General features: G+C 48.7%; 23 protein-coding genes. 8 read left to right on the top strand and 15 right to left on the bottom strand.

What is annotated here, in order from left to right; all coding sequences use genetic code 11:
* Window positions 1-31: 31 nt before the first annotated feature.
* The 6 genes from hypF to AC1XUF_RS21920 all read right to left on the bottom strand — a co-directional run bounded on the left by hypF (window position 32) and on the right by AC1XUF_RS21920 (window position 5061).
* Window positions 32-2398 carry a carbamoyltransferase HypF gene (gene hypF / locus AC1XUF_RS21895; protein ID WP_483343967.1) on the bottom strand — a complete coding sequence of 789 codons (2367 nt, stop codon included), beginning with the start codon at window positions 2396-2398 and terminating at the stop codon, window positions 32-34.
* Window positions 2395-3108 carry a hydrogenase nickel incorporation protein HypB gene (hypB, locus tag AC1XUF_RS21900; protein WP_483343968.1) on the bottom strand — a complete coding sequence of 238 codons (714 nt, stop codon included), beginning with the start codon at window positions 3106-3108 and terminating at the stop codon, window positions 2395-2397. The genes hypF and hypB overlap by 4 nt, the downstream gene beginning before the upstream one ends.
* A gap of 6 nt (window positions 3109-3114) precedes the next feature.
* Window positions 3115-3459 carry a hydrogenase maturation nickel metallochaperone HypA/HybF gene (locus AC1XUF_RS21905; protein WP_483343969.1) on the bottom strand — a complete coding sequence of 115 codons (345 nt, stop codon included), beginning with the start codon at window positions 3457-3459 and terminating at the stop codon, window positions 3115-3117.
* Window positions 3460-3567: 108 nt separating this feature from the next.
* Window positions 3568-4032 carry a DUF3659 domain-containing protein gene (locus AC1XUF_RS21910; RefSeq protein ID WP_483343970.1) on the bottom strand — a complete coding sequence of 155 codons (465 nt, stop codon included), beginning with the start codon at window positions 4030-4032 and terminating at the stop codon, window positions 3568-3570.
* Window positions 4033-4160: 128 nt separating this feature from the next.
* Window positions 4161-4370: a YtxH domain-containing protein gene (locus AC1XUF_RS21915; protein ID WP_483343971.1), complete on the bottom strand. Its 210-nt coding sequence runs from the start codon at window positions 4368-4370 to the stop codon at window positions 4161-4163.
* Window positions 4371-4455: 85 nt separating this feature from the next.
* Window positions 4456-5061, bottom strand: a complete 606-nt coding sequence (locus tag AC1XUF_RS21920) for an HdeD family acid-resistance protein (protein WP_483343972.1) — start codon at window positions 5059-5061, stop codon at window positions 4456-4458.
* 361 nt (window positions 5062-5422) lie between these two features.
* Between AC1XUF_RS21920 and AC1XUF_RS21925 the strand changes: the two genes are divergently transcribed.
* The 6 genes from AC1XUF_RS21925 to AC1XUF_RS21950 all read left to right on the top strand — a co-directional run bounded on the left by AC1XUF_RS21925 (window position 5423) and on the right by AC1XUF_RS21950 (window position 10210).
* Window positions 5423-6052, top strand: a complete 630-nt coding sequence (locus AC1XUF_RS21925) for a hypothetical protein (RefSeq protein ID WP_483343973.1) — start codon at window positions 5423-5425, stop codon at window positions 6050-6052.
* 19 nt (window positions 6053-6071) lie between these two features.
* Window positions 6072-6713 (top strand): nitroreductase, encoded by a 642-nt coding sequence (locus AC1XUF_RS21930; protein WP_483343974.1) that lies wholly within the window; start codon window positions 6072-6074, stop codon window positions 6711-6713.
* 49 nt (window positions 6714-6762) lie between these two features.
* Window positions 6763-6906, top strand: a complete 144-nt coding sequence (locus AC1XUF_RS21935; RefSeq protein ID WP_483343975.1) for a hypothetical protein — start codon at window positions 6763-6765, stop codon at window positions 6904-6906.
* Window positions 6907-6927: 21 nt separating this feature from the next.
* Window positions 6928-8631 carry an HAD-IIB family hydrolase gene (locus AC1XUF_RS21940; RefSeq protein WP_483343976.1) on the top strand — a complete coding sequence of 568 codons (1704 nt, stop codon included), beginning with the start codon at window positions 6928-6930 and terminating at the stop codon, window positions 8629-8631.
* 357 nt (window positions 8632-8988) lie between these two features.
* Entirely contained in the window at window positions 8989-9660 is a 672-nt protein-coding gene (locus AC1XUF_RS21945; RefSeq protein WP_483343977.1) for a BON domain-containing protein, read from the top strand.
* Between the two features lie 40 nt (window positions 9661-9700).
* Complete coding sequence (locus AC1XUF_RS21950; protein WP_483343978.1) at window positions 9701-10210, top strand: nicotinate-nucleotide adenylyltransferase; 510 nt, start codon at window positions 9701-9703, stop codon at window positions 10208-10210.
* 57 nt (window positions 10211-10267) lie between these two features.
* On the opposite strand, the gene AC1XUF_RS21955 is transcribed toward AC1XUF_RS21950, so the two are convergent.
* Window positions 10268-10414, bottom strand: coding sequence for a hypothetical protein (locus AC1XUF_RS21955; RefSeq protein ID WP_483343979.1), 147 nt, complete (start codon window positions 10412-10414; stop codon window positions 10268-10270).
* On the opposite strand from AC1XUF_RS21955, the gene AC1XUF_RS21960 reads away from it, so the two are divergent.
* Window positions 10413-11279 (top strand): universal stress protein, encoded by an 867-nt coding sequence (locus AC1XUF_RS21960; protein ID WP_483343980.1) that lies wholly within the window; start codon window positions 10413-10415, stop codon window positions 11277-11279. The two genes, AC1XUF_RS21955 and AC1XUF_RS21960, sit on opposite strands and share 2 nt — an antisense overlap.
* 141 nt (window positions 11280-11420) lie before the next feature.
* On the opposite strand, the gene AC1XUF_RS21965 is transcribed toward AC1XUF_RS21960, so the two are convergent.
* The 7 genes from AC1XUF_RS21965 to AC1XUF_RS21995 form a co-directional block, all read right to left on the bottom strand.
* On the bottom strand, window positions 11421-12260 hold the full coding sequence (locus AC1XUF_RS21965; protein ID WP_483343981.1) for a universal stress protein: 840 nt from the start codon (window positions 12258-12260) through the stop codon (window positions 11421-11423).
* A gap of 206 nt (window positions 12261-12466) precedes the next feature.
* Window positions 12467-13735, bottom strand: a complete 1269-nt coding sequence (locus AC1XUF_RS21970; RefSeq protein WP_483343982.1) for a PAS domain-containing sensor histidine kinase — start codon at window positions 13733-13735, stop codon at window positions 12467-12469.
* A gap of 422 nt (window positions 13736-14157) precedes the next feature.
* Window positions 14158-15045 carry a DUF6544 family protein gene (locus AC1XUF_RS21975; protein WP_483343983.1) on the bottom strand — a complete coding sequence of 296 codons (888 nt, stop codon included), beginning with the start codon at window positions 15043-15045 and terminating at the stop codon, window positions 14158-14160.
* Window positions 15046-15380: 335 nt separating this feature from the next.
* Window positions 15381-15989, bottom strand: a complete 609-nt coding sequence (locus tag AC1XUF_RS21980; protein ID WP_483343984.1) for a DedA family protein — start codon at window positions 15987-15989, stop codon at window positions 15381-15383.
* 19 nt (window positions 15990-16008) lie between these two features.
* Entirely contained in the window at window positions 16009-16191 is a 183-nt protein-coding gene (locus AC1XUF_RS21985; RefSeq protein WP_483343985.1) for a hypothetical protein, read from the bottom strand.
* 90 nt (window positions 16192-16281) lie between these two features.
* Window positions 16282-16596 carry a rhodanese-like domain-containing protein gene (locus AC1XUF_RS21990; protein WP_483343986.1) on the bottom strand — a complete coding sequence of 105 codons (315 nt, stop codon included), beginning with the start codon at window positions 16594-16596 and terminating at the stop codon, window positions 16282-16284.
* A gap of 11 nt (window positions 16597-16607) precedes the next feature.
* The gene (locus AC1XUF_RS21995; protein WP_483343987.1) at window positions 16608-18029 is read right to left on the bottom strand and encodes an MBL fold metallo-hydrolase; all 1422 of its coding nucleotides are present in this window, start codon (window positions 18027-18029) and stop codon (window positions 16608-16610) included.
* A gap of 267 nt (window positions 18030-18296) precedes the next feature.
* Here AC1XUF_RS21995 and AC1XUF_RS22000 point away from each other — a divergent pair, with 267 nt between their 5' ends.
* Complete coding sequence (locus tag AC1XUF_RS22000; protein ID WP_483343988.1) at window positions 18297-18860, top strand: DUF4136 domain-containing protein; 564 nt, start codon at window positions 18297-18299, stop codon at window positions 18858-18860.
* A 37-nt stretch (window positions 18861-18897) separates the two neighbouring features.
* Here AC1XUF_RS22000 and AC1XUF_RS22005 read toward each other — a convergent pair whose 3' ends face one another.
* The gene (locus AC1XUF_RS22005) at window positions 18898-19905 is read right to left on the bottom strand and encodes a zinc-dependent alcohol dehydrogenase family protein (RefSeq protein ID WP_483343989.1); all 1008 of its coding nucleotides are present in this window, start codon (window positions 19903-19905) and stop codon (window positions 18898-18900) included.

Here is a 19905-nt window from a genome sequence, read left to right on the forward strand (position 1 = left end):
CACCCTTATTATTTTATAAATTCATCCTGTTTCACATGGCCATTTGCCCGAATGAGATACATTCATCATTGGGAGACAGCTGATGATGGAAGTAAAGCTCAAATTTGCCCGACAGGTGCTCAATGAAAAGGTCTGCCAGCACGGCATTTTGAAAAACGCCGCCGCTGAATGCCAGTTTCGTTGCACCCGATTGCTCCGCGATATGTTCGGCAAATTTTACGAGTGAATAATGAAATTTGGCTGCTATCCAGGCGGCCTGCTTCTGCGACTGAATATCAGCGACCAGCTCATCGATCAAAAACTCCGATTCGTCAAAATAGCTTTCTAAAAAGCCGTATCCATAAGTATCAAAATAGCGCTTTGCGTGCTGTTCAAGCAATAATGCCGCTTCACCTTCGTAGCTTGTCTGATCGATCAATCCCGCCAGGCATGCCACGGCGTCAAAGAGCCTGCCGATGCTGCTCGTTTTGAGCCTGTTGCTTACGATGGCTTTTTGCAGGTAGGTATACTCGGTTTTGGTGAATTTATCCTCCAGAAACCCCGGCAACGGCTTTTTTGAAAAAGCCGAAACGACTGCCATCGCTGATAATCGGGGTTCTTTTGCCATTTTATCCCCTAGCAAAGCGTGGAAATAAGGAAAGTGAAGACGCCGGTCCTTATAAAAAAACTCGCCACCCCATATCATGCCATCCGTTCCATACCCGGTGCCATCCCAGATGACACCCAAAATATTTTCTGAATCACGATCGAGGTTGTTTTCTTTCAGAACAGCCGCAAAATGGGCCTGATGATGCTGGATCTTTTTTAAATTGACTTGAAACCTGGCGGCGTATTTCTCTGCCAGCTGTGTGGAAAAATAGCCCGGATGCAGGTCGGAGAGGAGGGCCGGCACATTTCGATGCGCTGAGAGCGATATCCCGAAAATACTGTTCAGGTGGTCCAGCGAATGCCTGAAATTTTTCTGGGCATCATAACTTTCCAGGTCGCCGTGATATTGGCTGACATGTATTGCATTGGTATCCTGAATACAAAAGGTGCTTTTGGCGGATGCTCCGAATGCTATTTTTTGATTGGCCGCGAAACCGTTGTTTTTGGATAGATCAAGGTCCATTCCCCTGCTTCTTCTGAGGATCATCTTTTTTTGATGTAAAGCCGAAAAACGGATAACCGAATCGTCCTGAGGGGTCGTGATTTCGCGGTTGTTGGTGAGGAGAAAATCTGCTACGCCGGCCAGGCCGCGCATTGCGTTTTGATCCTCGTAAATAATGGGGCTGCCCGTGATGTTGCCGCTGGTTGCGACAATTGGTTTTTGAAAATCGCTCGCAATGATCTCCAGAAGGGGTGCGTATGGGAGCATGACACCCAGATGGTCCAGCCCTGGGGCAACATATCTGGCGATAGGAAAACGGGCTTTCTTTTTTCTTTGCACCAGGACCACGGGCGATGCCGGGCTTTGCAATTGTTCGGATTCGCGGTCCGTAACAAAGGCATCAAGACGCACTGTTTCGATGTTCTGGTACAAAACCGCAAATGGCTTGGAGGGGCGGTCTTTTCGTTCCCTTAGCGTTTTTACAGCTACCTCACTGGTGGCATCGCAAAGCAGCAGATACCCCCCAATTCCTTTAACTGCCACTATTTTTTCGTTTGTCAGGGCGTATCCGACAGCCGATAATATTTCCTGCTGATTTTCAGCGCGCGTCTTTTCAAATTTGGATTGTTTTGATTCATACCAGAGCAATTGCGGCCCGCAGGATGGGCAGGAATTGGTTTGCGAATGGAACCTGATGTTCTCCGGATCTTTAAATTCTCTGCTACATTCCTGGCACATGGTAAAGTCCAGCATCGAAGAATTCACCCGGTCGTAGGGCAGTTTCCTGACGATGGAATACCTCGGGCCGCAATGCGTGCAGGTAATAAACGCGTATCGGAAGCGACGGTTGGCCGGATCGTGAAGCTCACGGCGGCAGTTGGAGCACAATGCCAGATCGGGCGTTAAAAGCGCGGAAGCGCCCAATGCTGCAGTTTCGCTTTCGATAATTGCGAAGCCACTGAAATCCCTGGAAGCAATCTTCCTGAATTCATAACCGGTTATCCTTGATAGTGAGGGCGGATTGGAAATTATTTCCTTCAGAAAATCATTGGCAATCTGCTCATCAGCTGAAAACTGAATAGTGACACCGGAAGGACCGTTGCTTACTGTGCCGTTCAAGTGCCATTTTTGGGCCAACTGAAATACATAAGGGCGGAAGCCGATCCCCTGCACCAAGCCTTTCAGCTTCATTTCAAATGTCGGTCCGCTATCACCTTTTGTGCCTTTTAGAGATACAGGCCAGCATATTTCGGATTCGTCCGAATGGGCGAATGTTTGTTCCGATTCTGCGAAAGCCGACTCTTTCATACTTGCTCGAGTTTATTTTTCTTGGCGTAAACACGTTCGATCAGCCAGTTGCACCATTGGTCAAGTCCTTCCCCGTTGAGGCTCGAAACCGTGATCACTTCAATGTCGGCATTGATGTCGCGCGCATCGAGCGTTACCGCATCCACCGAAAATGGGACATAGGGAAGCAGGTCGGACTTAGATACCAGCATCAGCTCACTGCTCAGAAACATGCGGGGATATTTTTTAGGCTTATCGTCACCCTCGGTTGTGGAAATGACGGTTACTCTGAAGTCTTCGCCCAAATCAAAAGCGGCAGGACAAACCAGATTGCCGACATTTTCAATCATGAGCAAGTCCACGCCATTCAGGTCGAAATGGTCCAAAGCCTGGTAAATCATTTGTGCCTCAATATGGCACATCCCGCCTGTTACGATTTGCAAAGCCTGAATGCCTACATCGCGCATCCGTACGGCGTCGCGCTCGGTTTCAGGATCGCCAACCAGCACTGCCATATTGATTTTTCCTTTCAGGCGTTTGCCGGTTTCCTGCAAAAGCGTCGTCTTGCCGCTGCCGGGAGAGGAGCACAGGTTCACTACTAATATTTCCGGCAGCCGGTCGCGGATAGCCTTTGCGACAAAATCATTTACTTTCAGCAAATTGAAAGTGGTATTGTCGCATTGCACCGAACCCACGGCGGCACGGTTCGACTTGGGTTTTATTGCTTCCATATATCCTTAGTCTTCAAACTCCACTTTTTTGATCAGTAATTCCTCTCCCTGAATCACCTCCTTGCTCGGCTGTCCGCAATGCTTACAAACGAACCGGTATTGATCCACTGCCGTATTTTTGTCACAAACACGGCAGTGGATCAATATGGGCAATACCTCTACTTTCAGCTTGGTTTTCCTGTAACGCGGCTCGTCTTCCAAAACTGCCTGAAATGCATTTTCCATGGCAATAGGTTGTACATTGGATAAAAGCCCTACTGTAAGGTAGATATCCGTGATCTGTTCAAAATCATCTGGGAACGCTTCTTCCAAAGTCCGGAAAATGTTTCTCACCAATGAAATTTCGTGCATGAAGACGCCGCTTTTTAGGAAGTCAAAGCTATTTGTTTAATCCAGACGAGCATTGCGGAAGGTCAGAAATTAGAAAATGTTTTCTAATTTCTGACCATTGTCGCCCTTTTACTTTTTCATTTTCATACCCTTGTGCTCCTTATCCATCTCAAGGCAGTGCAACGCGCATGCACCATACTGCTTGTAGTTTTCATGTACCAGAAGGACTGTCTTCCCATGTTGGTCCTTCACTTCGCAGGTTCCGTTCATAGGGGCAGATACGGTCAGTTTGTCGGTGGAGCTGGCTGGAAAATGGTAGACATAGTTGCCATTCTTTTCTGCTTTGCCAATGCTTTTCCCCGTTTTGGCATCAATTACATCCCCATTTGCGTCCATGTGCGCGATCTTAGTCCCGGCCGCATTTTTGATCAGGCCGTCTTGTGTGACCCAGCCGATGTGTTTTCCATCCTTATCGGTGATTTTTCCTTTCGCATCGATTGAAGGGACTGGCTGTTTGTAATTCTGCCCGAAAGATGTAGTAACATGGGCCATTACAAAAAACAAGGCGATTACCAGTAATTGGAGCTTTTTCATGATTCAGTTCTTTGATTTTTGTTTTATTTATGAATCAAAGCTAGTTCCCGCCGGAGCCGGAAAAACTGACTACCGTCAACCTTTCAACTGATATTTACAGGAAGTCGGCGCTGGTTATTCCCGGTTTGTTACTCCGTGCATGAGGTGGATCCGGGCCTTTTTTTCAGTTCACGCAGGGACTGAATGAGGCTCTCTTTCGCATCTTCAAAGGAGTCCTCTCCCTTTTCAAGAATTCTTCTCCTTGCTCTGCTGCCCTTCTCAGGTGCCAGCAAAAAGCCTGCAAACAAGCCTGCGGTGGCCGCGATAATGATTGTGAAAATGGTTTTTCCGACTTTCATGATTTCATGTGGTTTATGTGTTATGGTTTGGATTTACAGCAGCGCAGGTGCAAGGCAGTCAAAACACATCGGTTGCCTTTCCCTCTCAGATGTGTGAGCGCATATGGGTTTTCTCTGCCGAATGCCTATTTTGCCAGGAGGCCGCACGCTTCAGCATAAAGCCGAGGATAATGTAGATGATCCCAATTACTTCCATGCTCAGGGCAGTCCCAATGACGATGGCCCCTGCCCCAAAAAACGGATTGTATATGATGATAGTTGAAAGGACGATACCGGCAATAGCAGATATCAGCGACCATGTCCATTCCGTTATTCCTAATTGTTTCAGCTCAAAAGAGCGGCCTAGGAGGATAATATTCCGGAATAGCAGCCAGAATCCGACGAACAGCGGAAGCGATACAGCAGCAAGGGCAGGGTTGGCAATTAGGATACCGCCAATGATCAGGTCCACGGTCCCGCTCAGTAAATACCAGACCCAATTAATGAGCGCGTTGCGGTTGCTCAAAGCGAATGCAATTTCAATAAAACCGTTAAATGCCATCGCAACTGCAAAATAAATGCTTAGCACTGCATAGCTGAGGAAGGGCTTCGCATACGTGAAAGTGCCAAGTATCATTAAACCTAGCCCCAGCAAAAGAAAAGTCCACCAATACCTGATGGGTGTTTTAGTATCTGACATGAAAACTTCCATATAATTTGTTGTTTGAATCAGCCAAAGCTAAAATATGCCCTGAGGCAGCTGAATGATTGTCAGCATATCTGACGATGACATTAATCAGGTCGGCTTTTGGAGTCGGGGGATTCAAATGGGTCTCATGATCCATTGGTTAGCTGACAGCCTACCATGAGCTCTCATGGCAGGTTTGAGAGTGTCCCCGGATGAGGCTTATGAAGTGATTCCGGCGATAGATCGACAAGCAATAGCACCCCAAACTGACCGGAGATCTGCTGGATCTGGATGTTTTTTTGTAGTTCCGGTTAGCCTGCGGGAGATCATCCGCCATGGTGACCGCGATCATAGCCCAGGCTTCGTGATATGGTAATTTTACAGAATGAAACAGCAAATATTTTTATGGGGAAAGTATAGTGCGCTGGCGGCCTTCGTGGCGACGGTGGGCTACGGGGTTGTCCAGATCCTGCAGGTAGTGGGCGCATTGTCATATCCTCTGGACGCGCGCCTGATCTACGGCTTTTCACTTGCCATCGCCCCTGCATTTTTGCTTGCGATACTGGCCTTGCATTATACAGTCCCGGCCGAACGGCGGTTCTGGAGCCACGCAGCGCTGCTGTTTACCGGGCTCTACGTTGGTTACGTCGTGCTGATGTACGGTGTCCAGATAGCGACGGTAATACCTGCCTCGCTGCACGATCCGCAGGATACATTGTTGACGGTCAGGCCGCATTCGTTTTTTTGGACTGTGGATGCCCTGGGTTACATCTGTATGGGAATAGCCACTTATATGGCCACTTTTGCCCTGAAAGGGGAAACGGGAGCGGTTTGGCTCCGACGTTTCCTGCTGGCCAACGGATTGGTAGTGCCGCTGATCTCGATCGCCTACTTCTATCCGCATTTCTCGGTCAGGTTGTTAATGATCGGCGCACCCTGGCTACTTACGGCGCCGGGGTCGATGTTGTTGCTGGCCCTGTTTTTCAAAAAACGGAGCCGTACAAATGATTGGTAAACCCAAATACATGTGGCAGATGAAAACAGCACCAGAATTAGTGGCCGAGGATATGCCATTGGCGATCCAAAATATTTACGCACGCAGGTCGGTGCGGCGTTACCAAAACCGGCCCGTAGGCCGGGAACTGATCGAGCAGATCCTTGATGCGGGGCGGATGGCCCCAACCGCTATGATGAAACAACCCTGGAAGTTCTATGTGCTCACCGAGCACGCATCGATTGACGAGTTTTCTAAGGCAATTGTTAGGACGCTGACCAAAGAAATGGTGCATGAAGGACCGTCGGGTGTTGCAAAACTGGCTTTGGGGGCCTTGTACAGCATGTATCATGGCAATCTGTTCAACGGGCCTGACATCTTTTACGGAGCACCCGTGCTTGTCTTCATCACGGCACCGGAGGATGAACCCTGGGCCTGCTATGATGTGAGTATGTGCGCTCAAAACATGATGCTGGCCGCCAAAGCACTCGGCCTGGATAGCTGTCCTTTAGGGGTCGGTAAAGCGGTGGAACATACGCCCATTTACTATAAGCTCAGGATCCCTTATCCCGAAAAGGTATTGCTCGCGGCGGTCTTTGGCTACGGCGACGAACAGCCTAAGGCGCATGCACGCACTAAGGATAATGTGGTCTATGTGGACGAGCGGGCAGAAGAGGATTGACCACACAATCGCATCCGGGAAATTAGCTTCACACTAACTTGATGCTACCATGAAACAGACACATCCCAACCGGCGGGGAAAGCAGAAATTCAAATGGACAAACAAGCATAGCTCGCTGGCAACCCTGACCACCATCGTTCTGGCGCTTTTACTGCTCTTGATTTTCTTCTTGCTGCCAAACCGCGGATTATGAACGCCCTTTAAGCAGAGGCTCATGCGCTATCACATTTTTACGACCGATTATGACGGCACGCTGGCCAGTGATGATCATGTGACGCCACTGAGTATCCACGCACTGTGCCGACTGAAGGCGACCGGCCGGAAACTGGTGCTGGTGACAGGTCGGCGATTGGAAGAGCTCCAGGCGGTTTTCCCCGAATACCATGTTTTTGATCGGATTGTAGCTGAAAACGGTGCGCTTATTTATCGTCCTGCGTCGTCGGAGCTGAAGCTGCGGGCAGAAAGGCCACCCCAGGGGTTTCTGGAATGCCTTCGCCTCAAAAATATCCCCTTTTCGTTAGGGCACGTGATCGTTGCAACCTGGGAACCCTACCATATTCCGGTGCTTGAAGCGATTAAAGAGACGGGCGTAGAGCACCAGGTCATTTTTAACAAGGGCGCGGTGATGGTATTGCCGCCTGGGGTTAACAAGTCCACCGGTCTGCGCCAGGCTCTCGTGGAGCTGGGAAGCTGCCTTCACAACACGGTCGCCATAGGCGATGCTGAGAACGACAATGCGATGCTGCAGGCGGTCGAATGCGCGGTTGCGGTAAGCAGCGCCCTGCCTGCAGTAAAGGCCGTTGCTGACTGGACGACCGCCCTTCCTGCTGGAGAAGGCGTAACTGAACTGATCGACAGGCTGATCTCCGATGACCTGGCCGGCCTTGACCCGCAGTTGTCCAGACACTACCTGGAGATCGGGCAGGAAATGAACGGCACGCCGCTGACGATCAGCCCCTACGGCAGCAAGGTGCTGCTTTCCGGGCCTTCTGGTTTTGGCAAGACAACCCTGACGGCCTCTTTTATGGAAAAACTCATCGCTAAACAATATCAGTTTTGCCTGGTAGACCCTGAAGGCGATTATCAGGACTTTCCGGGGGTGGTCAACGTCGGTACCAGCAGCCTGCCGCCTGTCATCGATCAGGTCATTGACCTACTATCGAAGCCCGAGGAGAATGTAGCGGTATGTACCCTGGCTGTGCTGCTGGACGAGCGGCCGGATTTTTTTCGGAAATTGCTGGCGGCGATCATTTCCCTGCGGGATAGGACAGGGCATCCCCACTTTGTGATCCTGGATGAGGCGCACCACCTGTTACCGGCGACGTATGCGGCCAGTTACTATCATTTACCAGATGATTTCAACAATTTTTTTGCCGTTACTACCCAGCCCCAGCTGCTGTGCCCCGATCTTTTAGGGCGCTTCAATACCGCTTTGCTCATGGGCGATAAATCGGACGAAGCGATGCGGGCCTTTGCTGTATTGACTGAAGTGCAAATAGGGCTGCCAGCGGAGATGACTTTCGAGAAGGGCAACCTGCTGGTCTGGAAACGCGGCGACCCCATTGCAAGGCTGGCCCGCGGTAATGTGCCTGTCCAAATCTTGATGCGACACAAGCGAAAATACGCAGCAGGTGATATGCACGACAGCAGTTTCTTTTTCACCGGCCCTTCTCACCGTTTGAACCTGAAAGCGAATAACCTGATGTTGTTCATCCAAATCGCCAGCGGTGTTGACGATGAAACCTGGCTCTTTCATCTCCAGCGTCACGATTATTCCAAATGGTTCCGATATGCGGTAAAGGATGACAAACTGGCCCTGGCGGCGGAGCACATCGAACAGCAGGGCCTCGGCGCACAAAGGTCCAGGCGGGCCATTTTTGAAGCTATCCGGGAACGTTATACCGCGCCGGCATCGTGAATCTTAAATGAAGCAGCCACGAACTGGTTTTCAACTCGCCAATACTGACTGATCAGCTTCTTTTGCTCTCTATGTATGGGCTTGCTCTGCACTTGCGCAAATGCAAGCAAATCAATCAGGGTTAAAGGCTCCGAGGCCAGCCTGGTCGCAAGCCGGGCAAATCACTTTTACCAATCACGTCCTCATGTGAAAAGTGACTTTGGTCATGCCAGGCAGGCCCGGACGTCGGCAATCTGTTTCTTATCGATAATCCCGCGGCGATCAGGATCATGCTAGTTGATGACTGTTATCATGTTCATTATCAATTAATTATATGAAATTTGGGACAGTAATTTTAATGTTCAACTAATCAATAAAATGATGAAGACAGATAGTCAACTTCAAAAAGACGTGATGGACGAACTGAAATGGCAGCCATTTCTAAATTCATCCGAGATTGGTGTAGCCGTTAAAAACGGGATAGTTACCCTTTCCGGGATCGTAGATTCCTATTCGAAAAAACTGGACGCCGAACGGGCAGCAAAAAGGGTCATCGGCGTGAAAGCGATCGCCGAGGATATCCAGATCGGCGTATCGCCTTTCTACCGGAAAACGGATACGGAGATTGCCGAGGCGGTATTTAATGCGCTCAAATGGCATTCGGTAGTCCCTGAAGAAAAAGTTAAGATTAAAGTAGATGATGGTATTGTCACCCTGGAAGGCGAGCTGGAATGGGAATACCAAAAAGTCAATGCCCGGAAAGCGGTCCAGAACCTGACCGGCGTGCGTTCGGTGAATAATCAGATCACCATCAAACCGAAATTGCAGCCCCAGGAACTGGAGCTGAAGATCAAGACCGCCTTTCAAAGGAACGCCGCCGTGGATGCCGGTAAGGTGAACGTGAGCACAATCGGCAACAAGGTGATTTTGACCGGTAAGGTACGTTCCCTTGCAGAAAGCGAAGATGCGGAGGATGTAGCCTGGGCAGCGCCTGGTGTGTACCAGGTCGAGAACAAGCTGGTCATCGAAGAACCGGAATTTGCATTTTAATTCGTCGTTAACATTTTTAATTCACTTTTCAATATTGATCATGAAACGGTTGAAATTAGTTCTTATACTGGCAACGCTGTTAGCCGGTGCCGGCCTCCGGTCATCGGCGCAGATCATCTTACCGGAAGTTAAGATTGTTGCGTCCAAATATAAATACCTGAATGCCGCAGATAACAAGGAAATGGCCCAGCCTGTCAAAATGCTGGAGTCGAAGGCAGCCAGCTATGATGTAAAAAAGTCGGAATTTTATAATGACGAATATGACGGTTACTATGTGTCGTTTTACATTCCGGATGGCAAAATCCTTGCGGCTTACGACAAAGACGGTAAGCTGATCCGTACCGCCGAGAAATTTAAAAATACCAAACTGCCTTCCACGGTAAGGGACGCGGTCATCCATCGCTTCCCAAACTGGAGTATCGCCCAGGATATTTACCAGGTCCGTTACTATGATGACAAGGAGAAAGCCGACAAGTTCTTTAAGGTCCTGCTGGAAAATGGCGACAAACGAATGAAAGTGAAACTGAACGAAAAGGGCGAATTCATTTAAACCCGTTGCGTTCTGTCATCTTGAAGCTTTCGCAGCACGGTTTGCGAAAGCTTCCTTTTACAGTGCAAAACCTTGTATCCCGAAGGGGGATGTTTTCACCCGGGCACTTTTTTCCCGGTTATCATTGTGTTTTTTAGATACCCCCCTGAGCACTTCGGCTTTGTGTTTTCTGGCCTCGTCTTTCATCTCAAAAGCCAAAATCATGAAAAAAATTCTTGTTTTAACAGATCTCTCCAAGCGTGATTCCAACCTTACCGACGCAGCAGTGATGTTCGCTAAGAAGCTCCATACTGACATTTTGCTGTTTAATAATTACAAGACTATTACCGTAACCACTTTTTATGGAGCCGGCCCATGGGTCGGCGAGGATGATACCGGGTGGGAGCAGGTAAGCGAGACCGGACTTAATAAAGTGGCGGCACTGTTAGATCAATCTATCCTCCAGATGCTGCCAGGGGAACAATGGCGACCACAAGTCTCTACTGAATGTATGGAAGGCAGCCTTGTCGACAATGTGAAGCAGATCATCGGGCAGCATGACATTGAGCTTGTCATGATGGGCGGCAGCAAGGACAGCCGCTTCGAGCATATTCTGTTCGGGAACAACACCAAGTCTGTTATTGCCCATGTTACCCGCCCGATCCTGATAATTCCATCGGGAGTCGAATTGAAGGACATTAAGAAGGTGTATTTTGCTACCGACTATCACAGTGAAGACATTAAAGCTGTCGGTTATCTGGCGCGTCTGGGAGAATTGCTGCAGTTCGAGCTGGAAATTGTCCATGTGGTTGTACTGGGCGACATGGAAGATTTGGAAAGGCAACGGAAAACGGAATTTTTGAGCTTGCTGGAAGATCTGATTTATCCGTCTCTGCAGCATACAGAAGTGCGCGGAAAGGAAGTTGTTGCCAGACTGATCACATTATGCAAAGACAGCCATGTCAACATTCTGGGGCTTCTCCATAAACAGGATTCCCTGCTGGTCAGAATGATCCGTCAAAGTGTTGCCAACGGGCTTCTTACCAAACAGGCACTTCCCCTGATCGTTTTTCCCTCTCATATGAGCTGACCAGCCCCGGCTGGGAAATGAAGCCCCGGATGGTAGGGCCGGCTTCGTGCAGAAGCAGATCTACCGGGGCTATCCGTCGGCAGGATGATGTATCAATGGGTTTGCGGCCCACACATGTCTTCGTTCTTTTTTGAAGCCGGCCTATTTGTGGGCGATAAATAGCGGTGTTTTCAGTTGCGTCATCAGCGTGTCGGCCATACTGACTTTGAACCATCGGGAAATTGCGCCCCGTTGGTAAGCGCCCAGCACCACCAGCTCATCCTGCTGTTTATTTTTTAGATATTTGACGATCTCGGCACCCGGCTCACCGCTCAACACCTTGTAGTTTGCATCGGGAAAATGGCGTTTCATAAATTCCTTCATCAGCCGGTTGTCGGGCAGGTGCAGGTCATCCCGGTCACCTTTTACAGCAATCACCTCGACGGGCATTCTTTTAAGGGAGCCGAACAGGTAGCTGAATGTTTTGATGGCATGGACCGAAGATGGTCCTCCATCGTAAAGGAGAGTGATCTTTTCGATGTCTCTGTATTCGCGGGGAACTACCAAAACGGCGCATTCGGTGTTTTCGAGCAAGTTCTGGACAAAGCTGGTTGGTACATCCTGATCAAACCTCGAGAATGTTTCATGCTTTTCGATCACCAGCAAATCGGCATAGATACTTTCATGCAGCAATTGCGGCATAGCGGCATGTTTGCCGTGATGAATACTGAAATCCACATGGGCTTTTCCGCAGGCCCGCTGGAAGTGTTCGGTTGATTCTGTTCTGGTGATATGATCCAGCTCATCGAGCTTTTCCAGATTATCTTCGGGAGCAGTGCGTGCTTCGTAAGCAAGATCATAAATTCCATAACTATGGTAATCCATGTCTTCATTAAAAATACCGACCAGGTGTCCGTTGGCTTCTTTGGCCATTTGAACCGCATATTTGACTGTGCTGTCCGAGTATTTTAACCCGTCGACAGCGGCTATAATTTTTCTCATTCCCGCGGAAATTTTGTGAGTACCGTCTTTGACAGTAAATCTAGGGTTGATATCAGCGGTATTGAATGATATAAGTCAATCTGTCAATTGATGTTTTTCAGGCGGATAGGGGGTTGGAGATAGGGGGCGGAGAAGATCGGTATAAGGGTCGCCCTGATCAGCGCGAGTTCCAGGTCGGTGGATTGTCGGATCGCCGGAAAGGAATTTCAAGCTTTGCTTTGGGGTATTTCTACAGTAAAGGTGGTGCCTTTATTTGCCTGGCTGGTGAAGTTGATCGTCCCTCCCAGAAGTTCTACATAACTTTTGCAGATGTAGAGCCCCAAGCCCGTCCCCTGAATGGCGGTAGCATTATGGGCCCTGAAGAACCTTGTGAAAATTTTCCCTTGCTGCGGTTCCGGGATACCTATGCCATGATCTGCGACCTGGATCAGTAACCTGTCATTGCTCACATCGGTGGTAAGCTGTATTTTGCTTTCTTCCAGGGAGTACTTGCAGGCATTTGATAGCAGGTTTGACAGGATGTGCTGCAGGACTTTTTTATCGGAGTTTATCTGTGAATTCCCGCTATTCGAATAGATGATAACTTGTCCGGGCTTGGTCCGGGGCTCGATTTCGGCGATCACATCCGTGCAGAAAGAAACGAGGTTGAAGTTTTCGTTCGTAATTTGAACATTTCCACTGTCCAGCTTTTCCAGCGAAAGGAAATCTTCAATAATCCCAACCATCACTCTCACAGAAGATTTAATTCTGTTTAAGTGTTTCTGCATCATATCGGTTTTACCTAACTGAGCATATTTTTCGACAAGTGAATTGCTGGAAAGCACCGCCGAAAGCGGCGTGCGAAACTCATGGGACGCGATGGACATAAAGCTGGATAGCATTTCATTTAATCGCTCGGCTTTGTTTAACGACGCCTCAATGTGATTTTGGTGGTCCCTGGGTTTCGATATATCCGTGAGCATCGTAAGTATATACTCACTTTCGTCGTGCTCGTTATCGACAATCTTGCTGCTGATAAGCACAGGGAAGGTTGTTCCGTTGCTATGTTTGATTTCACATTCAAGTTGTCTTATTTTTTTTTCTTCCGTAACCACCGATTCCGGGTGCATCAGGTAGATATCCTCGTTGGACTGGCTGGTGAGGAAATCTGAAAAATCTCTGCCAACCAGCGACTGCTGGTGTAATCCCAGATAGATTTCCGCGCATGAGTTGGCTTTTTCTATCCGACCGTTTCTATTGAGAATTAAATAGCCGATGGGCGAGAGTTCAAACAATTTTTCGTATTCTTTAAAAGCCCGCTCAATTTTTGATTGGCACGCCACGAGGTCATCTTCATGAATTTTAAGGCCGATCTTGTTCGATTCTATTAACCGGGTAATCTCAGAGAAAGGCAGGCTCAGCTTCTCTTCGATTGGAGTTCTATGTTGTTCAGCAGTAGTCGTGCTGAATGATTTTTCGATTTTTTTGTCATCCATGACATCATGAGTTAGAGAATTGTGTGGAGAGGTAATTGATCTAAGTGATGAATCGGAAAATGCCTTGTAACAATAATCAAACTTCCAGAAGATTTATAAATAAACCAACGTTTACAAGGTATCGAGGAACGAATAAATACTACATTAAAGATAGTAAAATTAAAAAAAGCGACACTGCAGCTAGTGTAGAAAGAGAATGATTTTCGTCACTTTTTATGATTTAATGAAATATAACGATAATGCTGAGGGGGCGATCAGAATAATATTCTGCTGAAAGCACGTATACCGATGTTGGTCAGCCCTTCTCGTCCTTATTAGGTCAGAGCCCTTTATGGGCAGACGTATTAACATAACTGATAACCGTAGAATCGCTTCTGGCTGACTGCAGCGAAGAATATGTGGTACAAAACACGTCTTACGAATCAGAAACGCTCGGGCCTGTTGTATTCAATTTTATCTGCTGTGAGCCTTATATCCGGAAAATAACCTTCGGCCAGCTGCCATCCTGCCTCGAGATCACCGGGTACCCACATTCCGTCCCGTTGCTGGTAATTGCTAAAATTAATCACCCACTTTTCCTTTTCGCCGTGGTTTCGTGAGCGATAGGTTTCCATCCTGGAAATCTCATGTTTGCGGTTAAAAAAGACGTTTAAAGCAACCGCTGTGCCATTGTAATTGAAAGCCAGCTTTGCCGATATGCTGTCCCTGGGGAACCACTGCAGGTCAGTCCTGGAAAGTAAATTGGTCGGATGAACGGCACTTTCGCCCAGCCATCGCAAAAGTTCACCTTCATCGGCCACGGGTCCCTGCGATTTCTCAAGCCGGTAGAGACTAAAAAGATAAATTACAGATTTCCCCTGATCGGCCAGATATTCGTCCACGGCAGAAAACATATACGCCTTGCCCCGCCAGACGAACCCAGGGTTTTGACTGGTTATATATTGCTCGGCGCGGATATTGATCCATCCTTTTTTGAGGTCGGTCTTGAACTGTCCTTTCTGAAGCATCCGTACAGACCTGACCGGCGATTGGCCAACTTTTAAAACGTGCCGGAAGTAGGCCTGAACTGGTTGCGGCAATCCCCGGAGCTGTTGGTAGGAGAACGGTTTTAACTGTTCTTTTTCCGGTTGCTTATAAAGTTGCTTCACGGCATTTTCAAACTGCGCGGATAAAAGGAAATCGCCTGCCCCGGGAACCACCACGGCAAGAATGAAGAAGGACAAAAGAACGACCACCCATATAGGTGATAGTTGCTGAACCTTTGAAGATCTGGCTTTAGACTCGTGTAAGGGTTTGATGATCGTTTTCATAGAACCGCTAAACAGAATTTTGATTGACCAGGATTTCTCCGGTTCATGGCCACAAAGCTAGGCGAAGGAGCTGCAACGGTTTAGTACCTGGATCAAATCTGAAAATGAGAAATGTCATTGGCGAAGCATGCTTTTCCGGATATTACGGCCAAGGCTGAGGACTGTTTATCAGCGGGATTAAGCCAAAGTACACCCTTGGCGGTAACCTGCGGTTTTTGGTTCAATGCTGCCCACAGCTACACAGCAATGCATGAGCTGCACGTATGCAGCGGGCAATTGAGTAGAGGATGGGAGAATCATGAGCGGGCCGAAAGTCAAAATTGTCCAGGATTTATTCAGTGAGTGGAATTCCCTGGCTTAACCCGGTATTTCCTGAACTTTATCATCACGGAGACGAAGATGACGGCGACGATGACGATAAACACGAGATGTTGGACGACCTGCATTTGGGAAAGCAGGCGGGTAAGGCCCTGATGGAACAATACCCCGCTACCGATGTATACGACTACATAAGTGAGTGTTGTCAGACTATCGACCACAAAGAATTGCTTCCAGCCCACACCGGAAGATGCGGCCAGGATAGGGCTGAGAAAGCGGACTTTCGGAATCAGTGCGCACAGCATCAACGTGCGTGTGGTATGTGTGTGAAACTCGCTTCTGAGCCTGGCAAGTAGTTTTCCATTGTAGTTTTTGGTCAGCTTATCGGTATAACGCCGACTTTTCACGGAGAGATAAAACAACGCATTGTCTGTAAGCAGTAATCCGGCAAGTGAAATACCACCGGCAATAAACACGCTGAGATGACTGTGGACGCAGATGTAACCCAATGAAATGAGGGAGACTTCTTCTGGGATAGGGGTAAGTTGCTCTATTACAAGAAACCATAAGAAGATCCCCAGATAAGAAAAGTGCTCAATATAGGTGGAAATATCTGTCGTTTGCATCTGACGCTGCTTGTGGCCATCATATTCCAGGAAAGCCGCCCGTATCTGGGAAAGGCGGCATCTCAACCGGCAACCGAACCGGATCAGGGTCATGGTCAGGGACGATTTCCGGCAGATCGGGGAAAGTCGGGTAAACGGGAGCTTCCGGAATCAATTCAGGTTGTTCGGGACTGGCGGGTATTTCGGGCGATGGATTTATCATAGTTTTACAAAAATAGGCTGCAGTGGCTGACTAAAGAATGATACAGGTCACAAGTTGAACTGATCATGTTCACTTATCCAGGTCCGCGATTTATTGATTTAACTTTTTGTCCAGTGAGTTCCAGGAACCCCCGTTGTAGGCTTCTATGCCTTTGGATTTCAATATAGATTGTGCCATTTCGCTCCTGGCGCCGCTCCTGCAGCAGGTGATGATTGCCTTACCTTCCCTGAGCAAGTCGGCGGCTTTGGACGAAATGGCGGCCAGCGGTATGTTCCGGCTGCCCCGAATATGCCCGGAGGCAAACTCCTCCGGGCTGCGCACATCGATAAGCTGTGCCCCATTGTCTACCAGCGCTTTGAAATCCGTGCGTTGCCTACCTGCAAATAGTGATGAAATGAATCCCATGATAGTTGTTTTTACAACATTGTAGTTGGACATACGTATTCACTGACCGGCAAAAGGCCGGCTTCCTTGATTGCTTTGAAACCACCCTGCACGTCGGTCAGATGATGGTAACCCCTTGCTCTGAGGACTGAGTTGAAGAGCATGGAACGGTAGCCGCCTGCGCAATGCACCAGGTATTTTTGATTCTTGTCAATTGCTGCAAAATGCGCATTGACTACATCCAGCGGAATATTTTCGGCACCGATCACATGCTCTGAATCAAATTCGGAGGCTTTTCGGACGTCCAGTATCTTTACCGAAGGGTCTTTTTTAAGAAGGTCCGACATTTCATACGCAGTGATCGATTCGATATGGTCAGTTTCCCGTCCTTCCGTTTTCCAGGCTTCAAACCCTCCCTGAAGATAGCCGATGCATTGGTCATAGCCAACCCGCGCCAGACGGGTTACTACTTCTTCCTCCCGCCCCCGGTCGGCGATTACCAGGATCGGCTGCTTCACGGAGGGGATCATCGCTCCAACCCAGGGCGCGAAACTCCCGTCGATCCCGATGTTGATCGAATTAGGAATAAAACCTTTGGTGAAAACCGCGGCTTCCCGGGTATCGAGAAGCAGTGCGCCAGTCTCATTGGCAGCTGCTTCAAACGCAGCAGGACTTAAGGGACGATTCCCGCGCTCCATGACCCTATCGATACTTTCATAGCCGTGGATATTCATCATGACGTTCTCGGGGAAATAGGCGGGGGGCGGCGTCAACCCTGTGGTCACCTCCCTGATAAACTCATCTTTGGTCATATCCGCCCGTAAGGCATAATTAAACCGTTTCTGGTTTCCCAGTGTATCGGTTGTTTCTGTGCTCATATTTTTGCCGCAGGCACTTCCCGCACCATGCGCAGGATAGACGATGATATCGTCCGCGATGGGCAGGATCTTTTCTCTTAGCGAATCATATAAATGGGCGGCAAGTTTGTCCTGGGTGAGTTCGGCGGAGATCTTCTGCGCCAGATCAGGACGGCCGACATCGCCGATAAACAGCGTATCTCCGGTAAAAAGGGCTGCATTTTTCCCCTTTTCATCGCTGAGCAGGTAACAGGTGCTTTCCATCGTATGGCCCGGCGTGTGCAGTACCGTAAAAGAAATGTCCCCCACTTTTAATACATCTCCATCCGTGGCGACGTACGCTTTGAAATCCGGCCTGGCGGTGGGGCCATATACAATGGTAGCGCCGGATTTTTTGGCCAGGTCAATGTGGCCGGAGACAAAATCTGCATGAAAATGAGTTTCCAGCACGTATTTAATCCTGGCGCCGTCTTTTGCAGCACGTTCGATGTAAGGGCCCACCTCCCGCAGCGGGTCTATCACTGCTGCTTCGCCATTGCTTTCGATGTAATAAGCGCCCTGGGCAAGGCATCCTGTATAGATCTGTTCGACTTTCATGTCTCTTATCGGTTTTAATTTTTATATCTAAATGACCGATACAAATTTCGGTTGGTACGAAGACCGCGTCAGTGACATTTGTCACTCAAAATAAAATCTCTTGTCAAAAAAGCAGACTGAACGGTCGTCAGCGCCCGGATCAGAATGCTTCGGCCGATCCATGATCAATGTCAGTAAGATATATTAGGCCGGTCATATTTTAATGTTCCGGGTTCTGCCAATTTTGAGTAAACGGTCGGTGTATAACTGTCAGTAAATCAACGTGTCATGAAAAAAATAGTATTATTTATGGTTGTTGCGCTGTATGGATGCAGTCCGGCCATACGGGCATATTACGACTTTGATAAGGATGATAATGTCGGAAAGTACACCACTTTTGCCTGGGAGGGTTTGGATGTCAAAGAGATCAAAAGCAATCCCCTGTATTATAATGAATTGAACGACAAGCGGATCAGATCAGCCGCCAATGATCTGCTGCAAATGAAAGGATATGTTCTTACTGACCATGACCCGGAGCTCACGCTGCACTACCATATAGTGATGGAGGAACGCTCCATACTGACGCCTGACCCTTATGGTTATATGTACGGCGACTATTTCATGAGTCCCAGGCCCGACGTGTTCGATTACCGGGAAGGCACTTTGATCATCGACCTGATGAATACAAAAACCAAAAACCTCGTCTGGCGCGGGTGGGCTGTAGCTGCCATGGAAGTAGTGCTTTACGACAGGAAGGACATGGATCCCCTGATCAGGTCTGCAATTGCGAAGATTTTTCAAAATTTGCCTGAGCGGAGGGTCGGCATCGCACCCACCGTGACTGCCAAATGATATGCAATGCTTATCAAAGCGATTTGCGGGTTCGGCTTTAGTCGACAACCAGTACGGCGGCACCTCTGATCGATCCGCTGCGAAGCGCATTTAATGCCCTGTTTGCGTCTTCCAAAGGAAAAAACTGTACGTCGGTTTTAACAGGCGTCTGATCCAGTAATGCCATAAAGTCCTTCGCATCCTGTCGGGTCAGATTGGCAACAGACAGCAGTGCCCTTTCTTCCCATAAAATAGAATAAGGAAAAGACGGGATATCGCTCATGTGTATCCCGCCGCAAACGACGATGCCGCCTTTGTCCACGGCCTTCAGGGCTTTTGGTACCAGTTCACCGGCAGGCGCGAAAATCAATGCGGCGTCCAGCTTTTGCGGGGCCAGTTCATCCGCGCTGCCAGCCCATGTTGCCCCGAGCCTCCTGGCAAAACTCTGACTTTCGAAATCTCCGTTGCGGGTGAATGCGAATATTTCTTTCCCTTGGCTGATCGCGATTTGCGCTATGATGTGTGCCGCAGCACCGAAGCCGTAAATGCCAATTTTTCCGACATTGTCGCCGGCAAGTCTCAAAGATCTGTAACCTATCAGGCCTGCGCACAGCAACGGTGCATAGGCGGGATCTGCAAATGCTTTGGGAAGCTGAATACAGAACGAACTGTAGGCAACCGTGTATTCGGCATAACCTCCGTCCATGGTATACCCTGTAAAAAGGGGCTTGTCGCAAAGATTTTCCCGGCTGCTTTTACAATATTTGCATTCGCCGCAGCTGTACCCGAGCCAGGGTACTCCTACAAGCATTCCCTGCTGGAGTAAATTATCCTCACCGCCTACCTTCACTACAGTACCCACAATTTCATGGCCCGGTATCAAAGGCAACTTAGGGTTTTTCAATTCGCCGTCGATAATGTGCAGATCAGTACGGCAGACACCGCAGGCATGCACTTTGATCAACACCTGGTTTTCGCCTGGCAGGGGCACGGGGATACCTTTGTATGAAAGCGGGCTTCCCTGGTTCTCCAGTACCATTGCATGCATCTGATCGGGTAAGTTCAT

This window comes from Dyadobacter sp. HNCC25DJ185 (assembly GCF_056895195.1).

Excerpts from the sequence above, each read along its gene's own strand:
- AC1XUF_RS21925 (WP_483343973.1), top strand. The coding sequence starts at position 5,423 with ATGAAACAGCAAATATTTTTATGGGGAAAGTATAGTGCGCTGGCGGCC.
- AC1XUF_RS21930 (WP_483343974.1), top strand. The coding sequence starts at position 6,072 with ATGAAAACAGCACCAGAATTAGTGGCCGAGGATATGCCATTGGCGATC.
- hypF (WP_483343967.1), bottom strand. The coding sequence starts at position 2,398 with ATGAAAGAGTCGGCTTTCGCAGAATCGGAACAAACATTCGCCCATTCG.
- AC1XUF_RS21940 (WP_483343976.1), top strand. The coding sequence starts at position 6,928 with ATGCGCTATCACATTTTTACGACCGATTATGACGGCACGCTGGCCAGT.
- AC1XUF_RS21970 (WP_483343982.1), bottom strand. The coding sequence starts at position 13,735 with ATGGATGACAAAAAAATCGAAAAATCATTCAGCACGACTACTGCTGAA.
- AC1XUF_RS21990 (WP_483343986.1), bottom strand. The coding sequence starts at position 16,596 with ATGGGATTCATTTCATCACTATTTGCAGGTAGGCAACGCACGGATTTC.
- hypB (WP_483343968.1), bottom strand. The coding sequence starts at position 3,108 with ATGGAAGCAATAAAACCCAAGTCGAACCGTGCCGCCGTGGGTTCGGTG.
- AC1XUF_RS21980 (WP_483343984.1), bottom strand. The coding sequence starts at position 15,989 with ATGCAAACGACAGATATTTCCACCTATATTGAGCACTTTTCTTATCTG.
- AC1XUF_RS21985 (WP_483343985.1), bottom strand. The coding sequence starts at position 16,191 with ATGATAAATCCATCGCCCGAAATACCCGCCAGTCCCGAACAACCTGAA.
- AC1XUF_RS21960 (WP_483343980.1), top strand. The coding sequence starts at position 10,413 with ATGAAAAAAATTCTTGTTTTAACAGATCTCTCCAAGCGTGATTCCAAC.
- AC1XUF_RS22000 (WP_483343988.1), top strand. The coding sequence starts at position 18,297 with ATGAAAAAAATAGTATTATTTATGGTTGTTGCGCTGTATGGATGCAGT.
- AC1XUF_RS21975 (WP_483343983.1), bottom strand. The coding sequence starts at position 15,045 with ATGAAAACGATCATCAAACCCTTACACGAGTCTAAAGCCAGATCTTCA.
- AC1XUF_RS21965 (WP_483343981.1), bottom strand. The coding sequence starts at position 12,260 with ATGAGAAAAATTATAGCCGCTGTCGACGGGTTAAAATACTCGGACAGC.
- AC1XUF_RS21995 (WP_483343987.1), bottom strand. The coding sequence starts at position 18,029 with ATGAAAGTCGAACAGATCTATACAGGATGCCTTGCCCAGGGCGCTTAT.
- AC1XUF_RS21905 (WP_483343969.1), bottom strand. The coding sequence starts at position 3,459 with ATGCACGAAATTTCATTGGTGAGAAACATTTTCCGGACTTTGGAAGAA.
- AC1XUF_RS21915 (WP_483343971.1), bottom strand. The coding sequence starts at position 4,370 with ATGAAAGTCGGAAAAACCATTTTCACAATCATTATCGCGGCCACCGCA.
- AC1XUF_RS21955 (WP_483343979.1), bottom strand. The coding sequence starts at position 10,414 with ATGATTTTGGCTTTTGAGATGAAAGACGAGGCCAGAAAACACAAAGCC.
- AC1XUF_RS21910 (WP_483343970.1), bottom strand. The coding sequence starts at position 4,032 with ATGAAAAAGCTCCAATTACTGGTAATCGCCTTGTTTTTTGTAATGGCC.
- AC1XUF_RS21945 (WP_483343977.1), top strand. The coding sequence starts at position 8,989 with ATGATGAAGACAGATAGTCAACTTCAAAAAGACGTGATGGACGAACTG.
- AC1XUF_RS21920 (WP_483343972.1), bottom strand. The coding sequence starts at position 5,061 with ATGGAAGTTTTCATGTCAGATACTAAAACACCCATCAGGTATTGGTGG.
- AC1XUF_RS21935 (WP_483343975.1), top strand. The coding sequence starts at position 6,763 with ATGAAACAGACACATCCCAACCGGCGGGGAAAGCAGAAATTCAAATGG.
- AC1XUF_RS21950 (WP_483343978.1), top strand. The coding sequence starts at position 9,701 with ATGAAACGGTTGAAATTAGTTCTTATACTGGCAACGCTGTTAGCCGGT.
- AC1XUF_RS22005 (WP_483343989.1), bottom strand. The coding sequence starts at position 19,905 with ATGAACTTACCCGATCAGATGCATGCAATGGTACTGGAGAACCAGGGA.